Raw genomic sequence first — 17,625 nt, 5'->3', positions numbered from 1 at the left:
TTCAGCTGACATCCGGGCTGGCGGTCCCGGTCGCGGGAACCACCTGCGGCATGATGCCCTGCACGGCCGTCACCCGGACCCGGGTCCCGGCCGGCAGATCCGGCCCCTGTACCGGCCACAGGCTGTCGCCGATCCTCATCCGCCCCCGGCCCTGGACGATGGCTTCCGCCAGCACGCCATCCCGGCCCAGCATCTGCTCGCCGCGCCGATTCAACAGCATCGCGCTTCGAGGGCCATGCCGCCGTGCCCGCCACCGCGCGTAGAAACCGCAGGCAGCAAAGGCCAGGACGACGAAGCCGGCCACCTGGCCGGCCCAGCCCAGCGATGGCCAGCAGGCGCTGAGCAGGCCGGTCGCGGCCGCTCCTACTGCGATCCACAACAGGAAATAGCCGGAAAACACCACTTCCATGGCCAGCAGCAGCACCGCCGCCAGCCACCACAGATGATGGGCGGCCATGCCCGTCATGGCTCAGCTCCGCTCTCTGGCAGGCGGGGGCGCCTTCTGCTGCTGCAGCGCGTCCCTGGCCAGCTCGGCCACCCCGGCCAGCGACCCGATGATGCCGGAGGCCTCGAAGGGCAGCAGCAAGGTCTTCTGGTTCGGCGACTGTGCCATCGCCTTCAAGGCGTCGACATAGTTGTTGGCCACGAAATAATTGAGCGCGTTCACATTGCCGCCACCAATGGCTTCGGATACCAAGCGGGTCGCCTGGGCTTCGGCCTCGGCCAGCCGGATCCGGGCTTCGGCCTCGCGGAAAGCCGCCTCCCGCTTGCCTTCGGCCGCCAGAATCGCCGACTGCTTTTCACCTTCGGCCTTCAGAATGGCCGACTGCCTGGAACCTTCGGCTTCCAGGATCTGGGCCCGCTTCTCGCGCTCGGCCTTCATCTGCCGGGCCATGGCATCGACCAGGTCCCGCGGCGGACTGATATCGCGGATTTCCACCCGGTTGATCTTGACGCCCCAGGGATGGGTGGCCTCATCGATCACCCGCAGCAACTGGGCATTGATCGCATCACGCTGACTCAGCGATTCGTCCAGATCCATCGAGCCCAGCACGGTACGGATATTGGTCGTGGCCAGCGCCAGCGCCGCCGTTTCCAGATGAGCGACCTCGTAGGCGGCCCGCGCGGCATCCAAGACCTGATAGAACAGGATCCCGTCGACCCTGACCACGGCATTGTCCTTGGTGATGACCTCCTGGCCGGGTACGTCCAGCACCTGCTCCATCATGTTGATCCGCCGGCCGACGGCATAGATGAAGGGCCACAGGAAATGCAGGCCAGGTGACAAAGTCCGGGTATAACGACCAAAACGCTCGACCGTCCATTCATGGCCTTGCGGCACGATACGCACCATCTTGACCAGCACGACGACGGCCACAGCCAGCACGGCCAGACTCAATACGGCTCCCATCAGCACACTCCCCCGTTTGGAAATGCCAGTATAGCCGGCTGCAGCATGCCGGCGTGTGATGATGCGGCGACGGCTTGGAACGACAGGTTTTCCGCGGCGACGACCGGTCCGCGCGGATCTCGCTGCCCCGGCCGACGCATGGCCGGGGCAGCGCTGGATCACGGCTGAGAAGCCGGTGCCACCAACGGCAGCAGGACCGCGCTGCGAGCCTGCGGACCATGCTCCAGCGTCACCGTGGCCTTCTGGTAATCCCCCGGCTTGGCGAACAGGATATTCGGCACATAGCGCTGCGGATTGCGGTCATACAGCGGGAACAGGCTGGACTGGATCTGGACCATGATCCGATGCCCAGGCTTGAAGACATAGTTCACCGTCGGCAGCCGGAACTTGTATTCCTGCACTTCGTTGGCCGGAATCGCCGACGGGTCGGCGAAGCTCTTGCGATAACGGCCGCGGAAAATGTCCAGCGAGATCGGCAGCTCATAGCCGCCCATCGCCGGGTCATCGGCATCGCTGCCGGGATAGACATCGATCAGCTTGACCACGAAGTCGCCGTCCGTGCCCGTGGTCCGGGCGAAAATGTCGGCGATCGGTGCGCCTTGCAGCGTCACCGCCGAGGCCAGCACCGGCGTGGTATAGCTCAGCACGTCACCGCGATTTTCGACAAAACGCTGATCCTGCAGCAACCAGGTCCGCCAGCGGTCATTCTTCTGCGGGATGGGACGCGACAGATAAGGCACCGGATTGGCCGGATCGGAGACATAGCTGTCACCACCGGCAGCCGGCACCTGAAAGCCCAAACCATGTGCCGCTTGCAAATACAGCGGTGTCAGCGCCTGCTGGCCGGCGACCTTCCAGTTCGAAAAGCTGTCCCATCGTTGTTCGCTGGGGTTGTAGATCATCGCCTGCGGCAGCGATGTCGCCTCCGGCGTCCCGCGCAGATAATGATCGAACCAGGGAATCATCACCTGCCGGCGGAACTGGGCGGTGGTATTGCCCGGCCACTTCAGCGGCCCCAGGCTCCAGCCATCGCGATTGATCTGGCTGTGGAACCACGGCCCCATCACCAGATGGTTGTTCGCGCCGTGACCGGCGGCCGTCAAGGCTTCCCAGGCATGGATGGCACCGTACATGTCTTCCTGGTCCCACAATCCCTGCAGCCACATGGTCGGTACATCGGACGCGTGCTGCGGCAGCAGCTTGTCCAATGCCTGCAGCTGCCAGAAGGCGTCATAGGCCGGATGCGCCGAGAAGCGGTTCCACCAAGGCAATTGCCCGAAACCATGCGCTTCGGCCAAGGCACCGGCCGAGCCGGCCTCGAGGAAATTGCTGTAATCGTCCTGGTTCTCGCGGGGAATCGTCTCGCCGCTGCCCTTCACGCTCATCTGCTCGGTGAAGTAATCCAGATTGACCTGCCGCAAGGCGCCGTAGTGATACCAGTCATCCCCCATCCAGCCGTCGATCATCGGGCTTTCGGGCGCGGCGACCTTCAGGGCCGGATGCGGATGCAGCAAGGCCATCGCCACGGTCCAGCCGTCATAGGACGAGCCGATCATGCCGACCTTGCCATTGCCGGCCTTGATGTTCTTCACCAGCCAGTCGATGGTATCCCAGGCATCGGTGGTGTCATCGGTCTTGGTCGGATTCAGCGGCCCCATTGGCGGCCGGGTCATGATGTACTTGCCTTCCGAGCCGTATTTGCCGCGGATGTCCTGCCAGACCAGGATATAACCGGCCTTGGCCCAGTCCTTGCCGCCCGACCAGACCGCATCGGCCAGATGCGGACTGTTGCTGGTGACGAAACCGCTGGCATTGTACGGGGTGCGTTCAAGCAGCATCGGGTGGTTTCCAGCCCCCTTTGGGATCATGATCACCGTATGCAGCCTGACCCCGTCACGCATCGGAATCATCACTTCGCGCTTGACGTAGTCGTAGTTGCCCTGCGGCGTGGTCCAGTGTGCCGGAATATCCGATCCGGTCTGGATCATGTCGGGCGTGACCCGGGACGAGGCGGTCTGCGGCGTAGCGCCGGCGACCGGCATCGCCAGGCCGGCAGCAGTGACGAAACAGAGACAGGCGGCGACGGCCGAGGCCAGAGCGGCTTTCTTCATGACAGATATCCTTGTGGACCATCCGACGCCGACCCCGAGGTCGGCAGACAAGACGGCCGGTGATGATTGCCCTGATCTTAGCGCCCCGTATCGAGAAACGTCACTGTGATATTCGGCATGGTCAGCCGGCGCAAAAACATGCGTCCGGAGCCTGCGGCACGACATGGCGGCAATCCAGCCCGCGGACATCCATACATCTGCGGGTCAAGCGCTGGCGCCGGGCTGCGGCAGACTCAGGCGGACCCGCAGTCCGCCCCCTTCGCGATTGGCCAGGCTGATGCGGCCATCATGAGCCTCGACAATCTCGCGGGCCAGGGCCAGACCGAGTCCGGTACCTGATCGCTTGGTGGAATAGAACGGAAGCAGGGCCTGGGACAGCACCGCCTCGCTCATGCCCGGGCCACGATCCAGCACCTCGATCTGCAGCCGCAGGGCGGTCTGCATGATCCGTACCTCGATGGCATCAGCGGGCCCACCCGACTCCACGGCATTTTTCAGCAGGTTGATCAACACCTGCTCCAGCTGCACCGGGTCAAACCAGCCCGCTCGCGCCGGCAATGTCTCTGTCAGCTTGAACGGTGTCTGCAGAGCCAGTGACTCCACGAAACCCGGCCAGAGCACCGCCTGCGGCTGCGGGGCCGGCAGGCGGGCAAATCCGGCATAGCCGTCGATAAATCCATGCAGATGCCGGGCCCGTTCGCCAATGCTGGCCAATACGCCCGCCAACCGTGTGGTGTCACCACGCCGGAGCAGTTCGGCACCAGAGTGTGCCAGCGAGGAAATCGGGGCCAGCGAGTTGTTGAGCTCATGGCTGATCACCCGGATCAAGCGCTTCCAGCTGTCGACCTCCTGCCTGGACAGCTCGCGGGTCATCCGCCGGAACAAATGCAGTCGATGGATCCGCCCCTGCAGCCGGAATGTTCGCAACGAGACATGGAATACCTCGTCATCGTCTCCGATTCTCAGCGGCAGCAAGGCATCCTCGTTGCGCCGGATCGTATCCAGCAACGAGGACGGCAGTCTGGCCAGCAGCGAGGCAAAGGCCTGACCATGCAGACTGCGTCCCTCATGAAACAGATGACGCGCCGCGATATTGGCATGGACGATCCGGTCGTGGGCGTCGGTCAGCACCAGGGCCACCGGCGTATTCTGCACCACGGTGTCCAGCATCAGTTCACGCTGGACCAGACCATGCCGCTGGCTGCGCAGGATATGGCCCAGCTCGTTGTGCAGCTCTACCAGCGATCGCAGCTCACTGGCTGCGGGGCTGGCCAGCGAAAAACTGAAATCACCATCACGATAACTGGCCACCGCAGCCTCCAGAGCCCGCAGCAGGCGGCGCAGGGGCCGCAAGCTCCAGCGGGCCAGCCACAGCATCGGCCCCAGCAGCAGCAGCAGCGTCAAGCCGACAGCCCAGGCGCGGGACAGGTGATCCGGCAGACCCATGGCCAGCCCCCAGCCGCGGCGCAAATGCTGCACCAGACTGGTCCATGACCTGCCGGACAGCAGGACAAACAAGCCTATCGCCATGCCGGCCACCAGCCACAAGGCCAGTCCCGACCGCAGCAGCAGAGAAATCGGCCGGAACCGGTTCATTCCGCGGTGCCGGCCCGAGACAGGAAGGCGCCTGGTTTCATGCTGCCGGGCCGGACTCGACGGCCATGCCGTACCGTTCCAATCTCCGGTACAAGGCCTGACGCGACAGGCCCAGACGTGCCGCCGCCTTGCTGATCACACCGCCCGACTCCTGCAAGGCGCTGCGGATCGTCTCCTGGCTGGGTTCATCCAGGCAGCGCGCTGCCACCGCAGTCGTCGTCGACAAACCCAGCAGCTCAGGTGTCACCACCCCGTCTCGTGCCAGTACCACGGCGCGTTCGATGGCATTCTTCAACTGCCGCACATTGCCGGGCCATGGCTGCTCGGGCAGCAGCAGGCGGGCGCTGTCGCTGAGCTGGCCACGACCGGCCAGAAAATGCTCGGCCAGCGGCACCACGTCCTCGCTGCGCTCAGCCAGGGGCGGCAGGGCCACCTCGATCACATTGAGCCGATAGAACAGGTCTTCACGGAAAAGACCGGCCTGCACCATGCCGCGCAGATCGGCATTGGTGGCGCTGATGACCCGTACCGTCACCTGGCGGGTACGCCCCGAGCCCAGCCGTTCGAACTGGCCGGTTTCCAGCACCCGCAGCAGCTTCATCTGCCCGGCCAGCGGCAGGTTGCCGATCTCATCCAGAAACAAGGTGCCGCCGTCCGCCAGCTCGAAACGGCCGGGCCGGGCCTTGGCCGCGCCGGTAAAAGCCCCCGCCTCGGCGCCGAACAGCTCAGCCTCGATCAGCTCGCCCGGCAGTGCCCCGCAATTGACGGCCACCAGCGGTCCCGACCGCACCGCCGAGTTGGCATGCACGATCTGGGCGATCCGCTCCTTGCCCGCGCCATTGGGTCCGGTGATCAGCACGGGCAACGGCGAATGCGCGACCTGGCAGGCCAGTTCCAACAAGCGGCACATCGCATCGGAAGCGAACACCAGACCCTGCAGATCATAGGCCTTGCGAAGCTGTTGCAGGCGACGGCGCTGACCGGCTACATGCTGTCGGACCGCCTGCTGGCTCTCGGCCAGCTCCAGCAGGTTCTTCAGCACGGTCAGCAGCTTGGCATCATCCCAAGGCTTGGCCAGATAATCGGCCGCGCCGGATTTCACCAGTTCCACCGCGGTCTCCAGCCGGGTCCAGGCCGTCAGCAGGATCACCGGCAGATCCGGATAAGCCTGGCGGATGGCACGGAACAGCACGACGCCCTCGTCCCCGGACGTCGTGTCGGTGCTGAAATTCATGTCCTGAATCACCACATCCACCGGCTCGCGTGCAAGCACGGCCAGGCCTTCGGCCGGTGTCGCCGCCGTCAGCGTATGTATTTCGTGAAGCGACAACAGCAGCTCCAGCGCCTCGCGCACGGCGGCGTGGTCATCGATGATCAATACGCTCGGCATCAGCCCGACTCAACCCTTCTACTCAGCGATCCCATTGCAGTCTAAGCGCCACTCGCCTGGCTGCCTACCGCCCTGCCGTAGGCCCACCTTTCGCCGACCGCCCTCAACCGCGCATTGCCACCACCGGCGAAATCCGACTGGCCTTCAGCGCCGGCCCCAGTACAGCAAGCTGGCCCAGAAGCAACAGAGCCAAGGCGCCGCTCCACAGATAGGCCGCAGGCAAATGCACAAACTCATAATGACGCATCAGATATAGATTCAAACCGTAACCCAGCAGCATGCCCAACCCACCGCCGGCCACGCTCAACAGGAGGTTCTCCCCCTGGAAATAAGCCAACACATCCCGCCTGCGAGCCCCCAACGCCCTGCGGATGCCGATCTGGCCGCGACGCTGCCCCACCCAGAAACTGGTCAGGCCGACCACGCCCAGCGCCGTGGCCGCCAGCATCACCACACTCACCAGCGACAGCATCCAGACCATGCTGCGATCCGTGGCAAAGTAGGCACGGCGTTCACTGCCAAATTCACCCGCATAAATCAGCGCCTGCGGGTCGATACCGTACAGCGCCTGCTGCGCCTGGCGGAGCACCCGGGGCATCTGCCGCGGATCCGTACGGATCAGGTCATACCGCATATCCATCGAAGGTCTGGATGGATAAAAGGCTTCATCATAGTTCCCGTTTGGACCATTGACTCCGATTTCGGGAACCAGCACATTTCTTGCCACCCCGATCACCGTATGCCGCCCTGCACTGTCGTAGACCACCTTGCCCAGCGGTGATTGCCCGGGCCACAGCCGCCTGGCCAGCGACTGGCTTAAAATCACCACTGGGGCCGTAGGCGAGGAGCCTGCGCGGATATCACCTGCTGCATAATCGTCAGCCCGGAAATCGCGCCCCTGTACCAATTTCAAACCCAGCACCTGCGAGCCATCGAGCCCGAGAATATAGGTGGATGCGTCAGTCCAATCCTGCGTCGTGGGATCGAGGCGCAACGAGCCTCCCCAGACATTGTGACTGAGCGGCAGCGAATTGCTCTGAGCCGCCGCCGAAACTCCAGGAATGGCCTTCAACGCGAGCAACTCGCGGCTGATGGTATCGGCATTGTCACTCGCCCCCCGATTGTCGATGGTCAAGAACGCCAGCGAGGCCTCGTCGATATGCTCGACACGGTGGATGGCGGCAAAGCGTCGCTCCAGCATATGCAGGACATTGCCCAGCACGGCGCAGGCCAAGGCCATCTCCAACACCAGCATGAGCGCCGGAACCGGGTGCCGACGCAGGCTTCTGATCATGACAACCGGATTCATCTGTCGCTCCTCACATCGCTTTCAATTGCGTGGCCGGAGCCAGCACGCTGGCACGCCAGGCAGGCAGCAAGCCCGCCAGCACGCTCGCCACAAGAGCGACCACCCAGGCCAGCATGAACATGCTTCCATCAAGATGCGCCAGGCCCGCATAAGCCGCCGGTTGCTGCCGTACTGCCCATAGCCCGGCCATACTCAGCAGCAATCCCAAGGCGCCCCCCGCCAGGCCGACGGCGACGGATTCAGCCAGGAACTGTGCGAAGATCGCCCCGCGACTGGCCCCCAGCGCTCGCCGCGTACCGATTTCACGTGATCGGCGCAAGCATTTGGCCAGCAACAGCCCCCCCGTATTGACGATGCAGATCCAGAGAAAACCAAAGGCGATATTGGCCTGCAGCTGCACATCTTCGGGTATGACTTTGCGAGTGATCAGCCACGTCCGCAGATCGTCCAGCCCCATCTGTGCGCTGGCGAAGCGCCCCTGTGACTTCTGCTGTCCAGCGTAACCTGCCAACAGACGGCGATACGCCTGCTGATCGGCCTTCGAGCGCAATTGCACCCAATAGCCAAGCCATGTACATGGCGCACGGGCCAGGTGACGGAAATCGGGCTCGGCGTAGCAATTGATATTTTCGGGCACAAAACCATCATCCATCTGCGTGGTCACGGGCATGAACGCGCCATCAGTACCACCATAGCTGCGATTTCCCAGGCTCAAAGCATAGAATCGGGGCTGCGGCGACCACGGCCGCAGCACACCCACCACCCGGTAATCATGCGTGCCCACAGGAAGCAGCCTTCCAACACTGTTTTCGCCGTGGAACAACCGCCGATTCAGAGCTTCGCTAAGCACGACCACCCTGGCATGCGACGCGTCATCCATCGCGCTCCAAGGACCGCCGTAGCGAAAGTGCATGGCGAACACATCAAACATCGGTGCCCGTCCCAGCACCCCCTCGGTTGTCGATGGGCGTGGCTTGCCGGCCATACCGTCGATGACGATCGTTCCCAGCGCCACCGGCGTCTGTTCAAATTGTGGAGTCAACTGCCACAGCGCTGACGCATCGTGATAGCTCATCAAGGTGACCAGCCGATCTGCAGCTTCGACTCCCGGCGGATAAGGGTTGAGTCGTACATAGAACAGCTGCCCACTGCGCCCCGGCATGGGATCGCCGGACAGCAAGTGATATACCGTCCAGGTAGTGATGCAGGCGCCGATACCCATCGCCAGCATCAGCACGGTCAGAGCCGTCAGTACTGGACTGCGCAACAAACTGCGCAGGCCAAGCTTCAGATAATAGAGCCACATGGACAGTGCCTTTCTCGATCGATACGAGTGGTGGTAAACCAGCGGGTCGCCGCAAGCGGCAACCACCGACAAAAGCGATTCATCCACACCCGTGCGGGTGGACAGGTGGTTGCTACCTGAGCCAGCCTAGCCATTGCGCATCGCCTCGACCGGTGGAGTCCAGGCGACCCTGCGGATGATCCCGGCCAGCGACAGCAGGCCCAGCACCGGCAGATGCAAATGCGGGCCGATCCCCAGCAGCCGCTCGCCCGACCCTGCCTCGGCCATGGTGCCTGCCTTCATACAGGCAACAATGCCTACTGTCATCATCACCACGACAAGCGCCAGCATGGCCGAACGCTGGCGGAAGCGCTGTCCGGCCAGTCGCAGACCATAGGTCAACATCGATACCTCGCATGATCATGGTTCATATCACGCCTCACGTATCGCACTGGATGGCGCAATGCGAGAGGCTTTCAAAGCAGGCATCAAGACCGCCGCCACCGACACCATCTCGATCAGCACCAGGCCCAGCAGCATGGATGACGGCGGCATGCGGGGAAGCTCGAACCAGTGCATCAGAGCGCGGTTGAGCAGCAGGGACAGCCCCATCCCCAGAACGGCACCGACACCGCTGATCAAGAGATTCTCACTGAGGAAGTAAGCCAGGATGTCCCGGCGGCGGGCCCCCAGCGCGCGGCGAACACCGATCTGGCGCCGACGCTGCCCTACCCAGAAGCTGGTCAGGCCAACCACCCCGCCTGCAGTCACAGTCAGCAGAATCGTGCAGATAACCGCCATCAACGTCGCCATGCCGCGATCAGACTTGTAGGCCTGGGCACGCAGGGCACTATAAGCGACCACGTTTCCGGAGCCGCGAATATTCATGACCCGCAGACGATCAACGGCCAGCAGCTGCTTCGGAATCATCTGGTACAGGGCCGGCATCTGGCCGGGTCGGGCACGGATGACGTAGGTGCTCATCGTGCCGTCCATGCGTTGTGGCACCACGATCGAGTTCCAGGCGAAATTGTCACCCCATCCCTGTGCAGCAGGATTCTGCAGACGTTCTACCACACCGATAATCGTACTGGGCCGGCGCGAACCAGAGAGATACAGCTGGTGGCCCACCGCCCCCGCAGGAAAGAAGTGTTGCGCCAGAGCCTTGGTTACCATGATCTGGGGTACATCGCCCCGCATCACTCGAGGACTGTCGAGCAGGTCGGCTTGCGTGAAGTTCCGGCCGGCCAGAAGTTTCAGGCCCAGTGTCGGAAGCGCCGCTTCGTCCATCAGATATTCGGCCACATGGACGGTGTTGTCATCTGCGTCAGGCTTCAGGCTGACACCGGTGTTCCAGCCGCTTCCGAGCAAGGGCAAGGTGTTGACCTCACCCGCCGCCTTCACACCCGGCAGTTGCCGCAAGGCGGCAAGATCGGCCCGATGCATCGGCTCAAGCTGGCGAGCATCGCCGGCCAGTGCCTGTGGACCGGCAAACATCTGCGACACCAGCAGCAGATCATTTTCCTTGAGTCCCGAAGGCCGCTCCCGGTGCAGGCTGCGCTGCTCGATGATAAACAAGGCATTGCTGACGATGGCCAAGGTCAATGCGATCTGCAAGGCGATCAGCATGGCGCCGGCCTTGTGCCAGCGCAGTGCGGCGAGTACAGGTGGCAGTCTCATCATCGCACCTCAGCTGATTTTCAGTTGCAATGCCGGCTGGATTCGGGAAGCCGTCCAGGCGGGATAGAGACCGGCCAGCACCGTCGTCAGCAGGCCCAGCAGGGCGCTGGTGATCAAGAGCGACAGGCTGAAGCGGACCTCGGAGGCGACCCCATTCAATAACAGCTCCCCCATTCCCCAGATCCCTGCGGCCGTCAGCAGCAGACTGAGCAGGACACCGGCCACGCCGACCAGCGCGGCCTCGCACAGAAACTGCAGGTGGATGGCCCGACGGGTCGCCCCCAGTGCACGGCGCACCGCAATCTCGGCTCGCCGACGCATGAACTTGGCCAGCAGCAGGCCGATGGTATTGACCATGCAGACCAGCAGCAGGGACAAGGCTATCCAGCTCGATATACGGGTATCCGGAGGCACGACCCCCAGATAGGCCAGCCAATGCGGCAGGTCACGCAGACGATTATTGGGAGCCCAGGCATAGCGGCCGGTCGCCTGCTGAGTACGCGCGTAGTTGTCGAGATAGGCTCGATAATGTCGTTCTGCCGCCGGACTATCCAGTTCCACCATCATGGACAACCAGACACAGGTCGATCCAAGCAGCGCCTGGAAGCTGCTGTTGCCGTTTCCTGTGCTGCAATTGGTCGTGCCGTTATTGCCCTCCTGCATCGCAATGGCTGTATTCAAGGGAATAAACAGCTGCTCACCTTGATTCGACCAGGCTTGCGAATTGAACAGGTCATAGAACTGGGGCTGCGGATTCCACGGTGCCATCACGCCCACCACCCGAAAATCATGGCCATCCAGGGTGAGGACCCGTCCAACACTGTCGCGACCGCCGAACAGCTGTTGGTTGAGCTGGCTTCCGATCACGACGACATGACCGGCTCCGGCCTCGTCAGCCGCAGACCACGATGAGCCGAAATGGAATGGCAGCTCCAGCATCGGGAAAAACTCGGGACTGACGGCATGGCCGCTCAGAAGCTTGGGTGATCCCTGCGCCGTCATCGGTCCCAGCAGCAGGGCTACGCCATACATGGCCGCCTGGTAGCGTGCCTGGTGGTCCCTCAGCAAACGGGTCGCATCGACATAGTCCAGCGCGCGATCGGGATCCAGCCCTCCCCCTCTGCCCGCTGGCCCCTGTGCATCGATCTGTGGAAAAAACAGATGACTCGCCTTGGAAGGCATCGGATCAGCCGTCGCCACCCGCCAGGCGGCATAGGTGACACTGGTGGCGGCAATGCCAAAGGCCATGATGCACACCATCAAGGCCGTCAATGCCGGCTGCCGTCTCAGGCTGATGGCGCCGAGCCTCAGATAGTGTGGAATCATGCCCCAGCCCTCTGCCGTGAGCCCCCTGCTTTGTTGCATCAGCCCATATCCTGCTGCTGGGCAGCCATTACCGCGGCATGGAAGCGCGGATCCTCGGCCAGATCCACCACCTGGCCATCGATGATGTGGACATTGCGCTGGGCGCGGGCAGCCAGTTCGGGATCATGGGTCACCATCACGATGGTGGCGCCTTCGCGATGGATTTCTTCCAGCAGTTCGAGCACGCTCCTGGCCATCTGGGTGTCCAGATTGCCGGTCGGTTCATCCGCCAGCAGCAGGCGCGGACTGCCGGCCAGCGCACGGGCAATGGCTACGCGCTGCTGCTGCCCGCCGGAGAGTTCGGCCGGATAGTGTTTGGCGCGGGATGACAGGCCCACCCGCTCCAGTGATTCGAGAATCCGTCGCTTGCGCTCGGCACCTTTCATGCCGCGATAGCGCAGCGGCACCTCGATATTGTCGTAGACATTCAGGTCGGGGATCAGATTGAAGGCCTGGAAGATAAAGCCGATCTTTTCGTTGCGAATCTTCGAGCGGGCATTGTCGTTGAGCTGGCTGACCTCGAGGCCATCCAGATGGTAGGTGCCGCCGGAAAAGGTTTCCAGCAGACCGGCAATGGTCAGGAAGGTGGTCTTGCCGGAACCCGAGGGACCGGTGACGGCCACGAATTCGCCTTCTTTCACATCGATGTTGAAATCGCGCAAGGCGTAGGTCTCGACCACTTCGGTACGGTAGACCTTGGCCAGATGGCTCATCTTCAGCATGGCATTCTCCTTGGTGATCGAGCCGGCGGCTCAGTCGCTGATGGCCACCGAGGCGGCATTGTTGAAATTGTCGGTGCCCGAGATCACCACTTTGTCGCCGGGCTTGAGGCCGTCCAGCACTTCGACCTTGTCGATGCTGCTGGCCCCCAGCCGCACCGGCACGCGGGTAGCCAGCCGGTCATGCACCACATAGGCGAAAGCACCGCCCAGCTCATCCACAAACGAACCACGCGGCACGGTCACCACGTTTTCGCGATGATCCAGCAGTACGCGCACGGACAGGCGCTGGTTCTGCCTGAGCTGATCAGGCGCCTGACCGACAAAGCGCAGCCGCGCCGCCACTTCGCCATTGACGACCTCGGGCGAGATCGCACTGACCAGGCCGTTCCAGGTCTGGCCATTGCCGCTGATTACGCCGGACATGCCGATGCCCAGATCCCGGGCCAGACTTTCCGGCACCTGCATCTGCACTTCAAGCGCCTTCAGATCGATCACACTGAGCAGCTGCGCATCCTTGGCGACGGCGGCGCTGGGCGCGATAAACAACTGACCGACCTGACCATCCACCGGCGAGCGCACAGCCAGGTTTTCCACCTGACGCTGCAAGTCCTGAACCATCAGCACTTCATGCTCGTAGGCCAGCTTCTTGGCCTGGATATTGAAGCTCAGACTGTTCTCGCCCAGGCCTTGATCGGCCTTGGCCTGGGCAAGACTGTTCTTGGCCTTGTCCAGCGCATCCTGGGCCTGATCGACCTGCTGCTGGGTCACCGCCCCGGCATCCAGGGCCAGCTGGGTCCGCTTCAGGTCACGGGCAGCACCATTGCGCTCCAGCAAGGCATTGTCATAGGTGTTCTGCTGGTCCGAACGCTTCTGGCGCGCATCGACCTGGGCCTGCAACCAGGCCACCTTGGCTGCATCGGCATTGGACTGCTCCTGGGCCAGCTTGTTGCTCAGCTCCGGACTGTCGATGCTGGCCAGCACCTCGCCCTGGCTGACCCGATCGCCAGCCCTGACCTTCAGAACCACGGCCCCGCCATAACTGGCATACAGGGTCGGGCTGTTGGCCGCCACCACCTGGCCCTCGGCCGCGATATCCCGCACGAAGCTGCCCTGGCTGACCGTACCGAAGGCCAGCCGTGAACTGCTGACCGAAGCGGTGGCCGAAAACAGACGGCCAAGTGTTGGCAAGCCGGCCACCGCGGCGATGACCAGCACCAGAGCCACGACACCCAGCCGCCACCATCGTCGCCAGCCGCTTTTGCGCTCGATCAACTGATCCTGCGCTGCTGTATCCCGAATCATCATGCTCTCCTGATCGCCGGCGATTGCAGTCCGATGACCTGCTTCAGGTGTGTAGCAAGGCGCGTGCCAGCTGGCGAGCGACTTGCAACCCTTGCGGCCCGTCTCGCAGCCGCACGGCAATGGCGGGCCGCCTGTCCGCGGACAGCCCTCATCTGTCCGCGGACAGTTTCAGCGCAGCAGTCGGTTGAGCGCTTCCAGATCCTGCCAGGTGACATCGCCGGCCGCCTGCTTCAACAGCAGCTGGTTCATCAGGAACTGGTTGCGGGCATAGGCATATTCGGTATTGGCCTCGGCCTGATACTCGATGGTGTACAGCACCGTCGTCATGTCGGTCGCCGCGACCAGCAGACCGGCACGCGCGCTCTTGACCGCGGCGGCGGCGGCGATCGCCGAGTCCCGTGCCATCCTTACCTGTTCGACGCCAGCCGCCAGACTGCGGTAATAGTTGCGGGCATCGCGGACGACTTGCCGCCGATCGATTTCCAGCTGGTCCACCCCCTGGTCCCGGCTGGCAATCGCCTGGCGTACCTGTGCATGCATCGCCCCCCCGCTGAAGATCGGCACGCTGAGGCTCAGACCGATGGCCGTGTCCGTGGTCCGGGAGTGCTGGGATTCGAACTGGGTCCAGGTCGGATTCTTGTTGTAGCTGATGGTCGCGCTGAGGGTCGGCAGATGCGCCGCCCGCGCCGCCAGAATGGCGCGCAGCGCAGCATCCAGCTTGAATTGGTCGGCCACCACCGTGGGATTGTTGGAGCTGGCGCGTTCGATCCAGTAGTCCTCGGAGGCCGGCACGGCTGTCTGCAGCGGAATCGGATCGGCCAGCTGCAGCAGCCTGCCGACCGGACTTCCGGTGATCTGCCGCAAGGCTTCCAGCGCATCATTGTATTGATTGTGATAATCGACGGCCTCGGTCCTGGCCAAGCCGTAGGAGGTCATGGCCTGGTTCACATCGATCTTCGAGGCCAAACCATGGGCATTGCGGGCGGCAACCTGCTGCCAGACCTGCTGTGAGATCTCGGCATAGGCCTGATAGGCCTGATCATAGCTGCGATATTGAATGGCCTTCAGATAAGCCTGCGCCACCCGGACATACAAGTCCTGCAGCGAGCCCTGATACAAGGCATTCTGTGCATTGACCGAAGCATGGGCCGACCACAGGCTGGCGATGTCCTGCAGATTGAGCAAGGACTGGCTGGCACTGACGCCAGCCGACAGCGTCCGCTGATGGCCGACCCCGCCATTGCCGGTGTTGATCACGGTGCTGCCGCTGATCACCGTGCCGGCACTGCTGGTGGCCCGGTCCTGGCTGATGCCGTAGCTGCCGCTGATCTGCGGCAGCAGGGCGGATCGCGCCAAGGGTACGGCCTCGGCCGTATAGCGGCGAGTGGCCCCGGCCAAGGCCAGCTGGGGATCGTGACTGATCGCCTGCCGGCAGATATCAAGCAGATCCTCGGCATGAGCCGTCAGGGAAAGCCAAGACAGCCCCAGTATCCAAGCCAGTCGCTTCAAGCCCATGCTCCACCTCGCCTCGTCGTGCAGGTGAAGATGCAAGGCTTGTGCCAGCCCGTCTGCCGGGCCGGCAATCGAGAGGGATCAGTCGATCAGCAGCGTGGTTTCCAGTGGCTGGACCGGCGCAGAAATGGCACCGAGGTGTACCCGTTCGCGACAGGCCAGGTCACCGGCCACACGCAGGCCAATACCCGACAACCGTTCGTAACCCGAGCAGGACAACAGGGGAACCCGCGCCAGCTGGCGCAGGCGGAAGCCGGTCAGGATCGCGGCGCCCGGTCGCCAGCGGCGCGTCGACAAGGCCGGCGCCTGATCCTCTGCCTCCTCGCCAGCGGTGATGCGATCCCAGCTCAGATAATCGCTGTCAGGCAGCAGGTAGATGCGGGCCAGGCGCTGGCCGACACCGTCTTCGCAATCCAGCCATTCCAATGGACCACTGGTGACGATCTGGGTCACCACCCGCAAGCTGCGGGTATGCAGCAAGGGCAGCAGCAGCGGCGATTCAGCTATCACGCCGGTCTGCGGCCTCGCGATGGGCCAGGCCCGCAACTGCGATGCAGGCAGATACAGCACCGTTCCCAGCCCCGGCAGCATGCGCAAGAAACGATCGAGCTCGACCTCCTTGCGGCTGCCGCAGACAAGTTGTGACTGGGGCCGTGTACCGCGCCCCCTGCTCCATGAACTGAACCAACCGGACATGACGACCGTCCTCCAGACTGGGCCCGCCCACGGGACCGGGACCGGGCCGCATGGCTGGGCGACAAAGGTAGGTGGCGGCGACAAGGCCGCCTGCGGATCACTTGGTCAGAATCAGCTTGTCGTTGCGGGTAAGACGCAGGTGATAGGACTGCCCCTGATGGGCAATCACCAGCTCGCGCGAGCCGTCCAGCAGCACCTGACTTTCGATGACGCGGACCGGGATATGGCGGACCGGCGTCATCCGCCGTTCATTGGCGGCCAACAGGGGGCGCGGAGCTTCGATCGTGGGGCGTGCGGAAAGTACGCTGGACATGAGGGACTCCTGAAGTGTGGGTGCAAGCCAATGATAATGATTCTCACTAACTTCGCAAGTCCTTATTTGATTTATTTTTGTCGCCCACCCAAATCACTCCCTGCCGACTTGCCGCAGGGTGATGCGCTCAAACCGGAGCCGGCAGGCAGTCCAGCCAGCCAGCGAGTTCCTTCGGCTGGCGGCAGGGCACGATCAAGCTGCCCAGATCAGTTCGCGTCAGCACTTCGTGCACCGCTGCGGCGGTCGCCGGCTGCCCGTCGGCCCGTAACCCAGTCCATTCGGCCAGCTGGCTGAGCGCTTCCCGGTATGGCTGCGCCGGATCGGCAGCAGGTGACAGCAGGGTCTGCTGCTGCATGATCGGCGCTCGCCGGGACTCAAGCGCGGCCAGCTCCTGCACGGCAGCCACACCCGCTGCCGACCAGCCGGTCAGTCCCCAGTACAGGACCTTGCCCTGACGGATCAGGTCATCCATCGCCAGCAGAGTTTCCGCCAACGGAGTGGCCGGATCTCCGGCCTCGCAGAAGACCAGATCCAGATACTCGACATCCAGCCTTCGCAGCGTCTGGTCACAGGACTCGCGCAAAGCCTTGCGGGAGAGTCCGCGCTGGGTCGGCCAGGGCCGCTCCGTCGTGGCGGCGCCAAGCTGGGCCCCCAGGCAATACGCATCCCTGGGCAGATGCAGATCACTGATCAGTTCGCCCAGCAGCCGCTGCATGTCGGCATCGGCCGCCGCCGTGCGGGTGTGGAAGTAGTTGATGCCGCTGTCGACCACTTCGGCCAGCAGCTCGCGCACCGCGCCTCGCCCCAGGCCCGATCGCGCCGATGCACGAAAGTCGAGCCCCAGCGCCGAGAGGATCAGGCCATGCCGGCCCGAGCTTTGGTATTGCATGATGTTCTCCGTATACGGCGGCCGCGGAGAGGCTTCCACTGCCC

The 17,625-nt window shown here is 63.4% G+C and carries 16 protein-coding genes; all 16 read right to left on the bottom strand.

Translation table 11 applies throughout. The annotated features are described in order from the left end of the window. Position 1 precedes the first annotated feature (1 nt). The gene (locus FRAAU_RS02330; protein WP_014401966.1) at positions 2–466 is read right to left on the bottom strand and encodes an NfeD family protein; all 465 of its coding nucleotides are present in this window, start codon (positions 464–466) and stop codon (positions 2–4) included. Between the two features lie 3 nt (positions 467–469). Continuing rightward, on the bottom strand, positions 470–1,411 hold the full coding sequence (locus tag FRAAU_RS02325; protein ID WP_014401965.1) for an SPFH domain-containing protein: 942 nt from the start codon (positions 1,409–1,411) through the stop codon (positions 470–472). Between the two features lie 158 nt (positions 1,412–1,569). Continuing rightward, positions 1,570–3,522 carry a CocE/NonD family hydrolase gene (locus FRAAU_RS02320; protein ID WP_014401964.1) on the bottom strand — a complete coding sequence of 651 codons (1,953 nt, stop codon included), beginning with the start codon at positions 3,520–3,522 and terminating at the stop codon, positions 1,570–1,572. A 204-nt stretch (positions 3,523–3,726) separates the two neighbouring features. Beyond that, on the bottom strand, positions 3,727–5,118 hold the full coding sequence (locus tag FRAAU_RS02315) for a sensor histidine kinase (protein WP_014401963.1): 1,392 nt from the start codon (positions 5,116–5,118) through the stop codon (positions 3,727–3,729). A gap of 37 nt (positions 5,119–5,155) precedes the next feature. Beyond that, the gene (locus FRAAU_RS02310; RefSeq protein WP_014401962.1) at positions 5,156–6,508 is read right to left on the bottom strand and encodes a sigma-54-dependent transcriptional regulator; all 1,353 of its coding nucleotides are present in this window, start codon (positions 6,506–6,508) and stop codon (positions 5,156–5,158) included. Between the two features lie 103 nt (positions 6,509–6,611). Beyond that, the gene (locus FRAAU_RS02305) at positions 6,612–7,763 is read right to left on the bottom strand and encodes an FtsX-like permease family protein (RefSeq protein ID WP_169314743.1); all 1,152 of its coding nucleotides are present in this window, start codon (positions 7,761–7,763) and stop codon (positions 6,612–6,614) included. A 64-nt stretch (positions 7,764–7,827) separates the two neighbouring features. Further along, positions 7,828–9,123 carry an ABC transporter permease gene (locus tag FRAAU_RS02300; RefSeq protein WP_014401960.1) on the bottom strand — a complete coding sequence of 432 codons (1,296 nt, stop codon included), beginning with the start codon at positions 9,121–9,123 and terminating at the stop codon, positions 7,828–7,830. Between the two features lie 126 nt (positions 9,124–9,249). After that, complete coding sequence (locus tag FRAAU_RS02295) at positions 9,250–9,507, bottom strand: hypothetical protein (RefSeq protein ID WP_014401959.1); 258 nt, start codon at positions 9,505–9,507, stop codon at positions 9,250–9,252. 27 nt (positions 9,508–9,534) lie between these two features. Beyond that, complete coding sequence (locus FRAAU_RS02290; RefSeq protein WP_014401958.1) at positions 9,535–10,782, bottom strand: ABC transporter permease; 1,248 nt, start codon at positions 10,780–10,782, stop codon at positions 9,535–9,537. A 9-nt stretch (positions 10,783–10,791) separates the two neighbouring features. Further along, complete coding sequence (locus tag FRAAU_RS02285; protein ID WP_014401957.1) at positions 10,792–12,147, bottom strand: ABC transporter permease; 1,356 nt, start codon at positions 12,145–12,147, stop codon at positions 10,792–10,794. Beyond that, complete coding sequence (locus FRAAU_RS02280) at positions 12,147–12,869, bottom strand: ABC transporter ATP-binding protein (RefSeq protein WP_014401956.1); 723 nt, start codon at positions 12,867–12,869, stop codon at positions 12,147–12,149. Before FRAAU_RS02280 ends, FRAAU_RS02285 begins: the two co-directional genes overlap by 1 nt. 30 nt (positions 12,870–12,899) lie before the next feature. Beyond that, positions 12,900–14,171, bottom strand: coding sequence for an efflux RND transporter periplasmic adaptor subunit (locus tag FRAAU_RS02275; RefSeq protein ID WP_014401955.1), 1,272 nt, complete (start codon positions 14,169–14,171; stop codon positions 12,900–12,902). Between the two features lie 168 nt (positions 14,172–14,339). Beyond that, on the bottom strand, positions 14,340–15,680 hold the full coding sequence (locus FRAAU_RS02270) for a TolC family protein (RefSeq protein WP_169314742.1): 1,341 nt from the start codon (positions 15,678–15,680) through the stop codon (positions 14,340–14,342). An 84-nt stretch (positions 15,681–15,764) separates the two neighbouring features. Further along, positions 15,765–16,379, bottom strand: a complete 615-nt coding sequence (locus FRAAU_RS02265) for a hypothetical protein (RefSeq protein ID WP_014401953.1) — start codon at positions 16,377–16,379, stop codon at positions 15,765–15,767. Between the two features lie 97 nt (positions 16,380–16,476). Continuing rightward, positions 16,477–16,692: a hemin uptake protein HemP gene (gene hemP / locus FRAAU_RS02260; RefSeq protein ID WP_014401952.1), complete on the bottom strand. Its 216-nt coding sequence runs from the start codon at positions 16,690–16,692 to the stop codon at positions 16,477–16,479. Between the two features lie 127 nt (positions 16,693–16,819). Continuing rightward, on the bottom strand, positions 16,820–17,581 hold the full coding sequence (locus FRAAU_RS02255) for an aldo/keto reductase (protein ID WP_014401951.1): 762 nt from the start codon (positions 17,579–17,581) through the stop codon (positions 16,820–16,822). Positions 17,582–17,625 lie beyond the last annotated feature (44 nt).

It is taken from the genome of Frateuria aurantia DSM 6220 (assembly GCF_000242255.2).
Lineage (GTDB): Bacteria > Pseudomonadota > Gammaproteobacteria > Xanthomonadales > Rhodanobacteraceae > Frateuria > Frateuria aurantia.
This window is presented reverse-complemented; position numbering and strand designations above follow the sequence as displayed.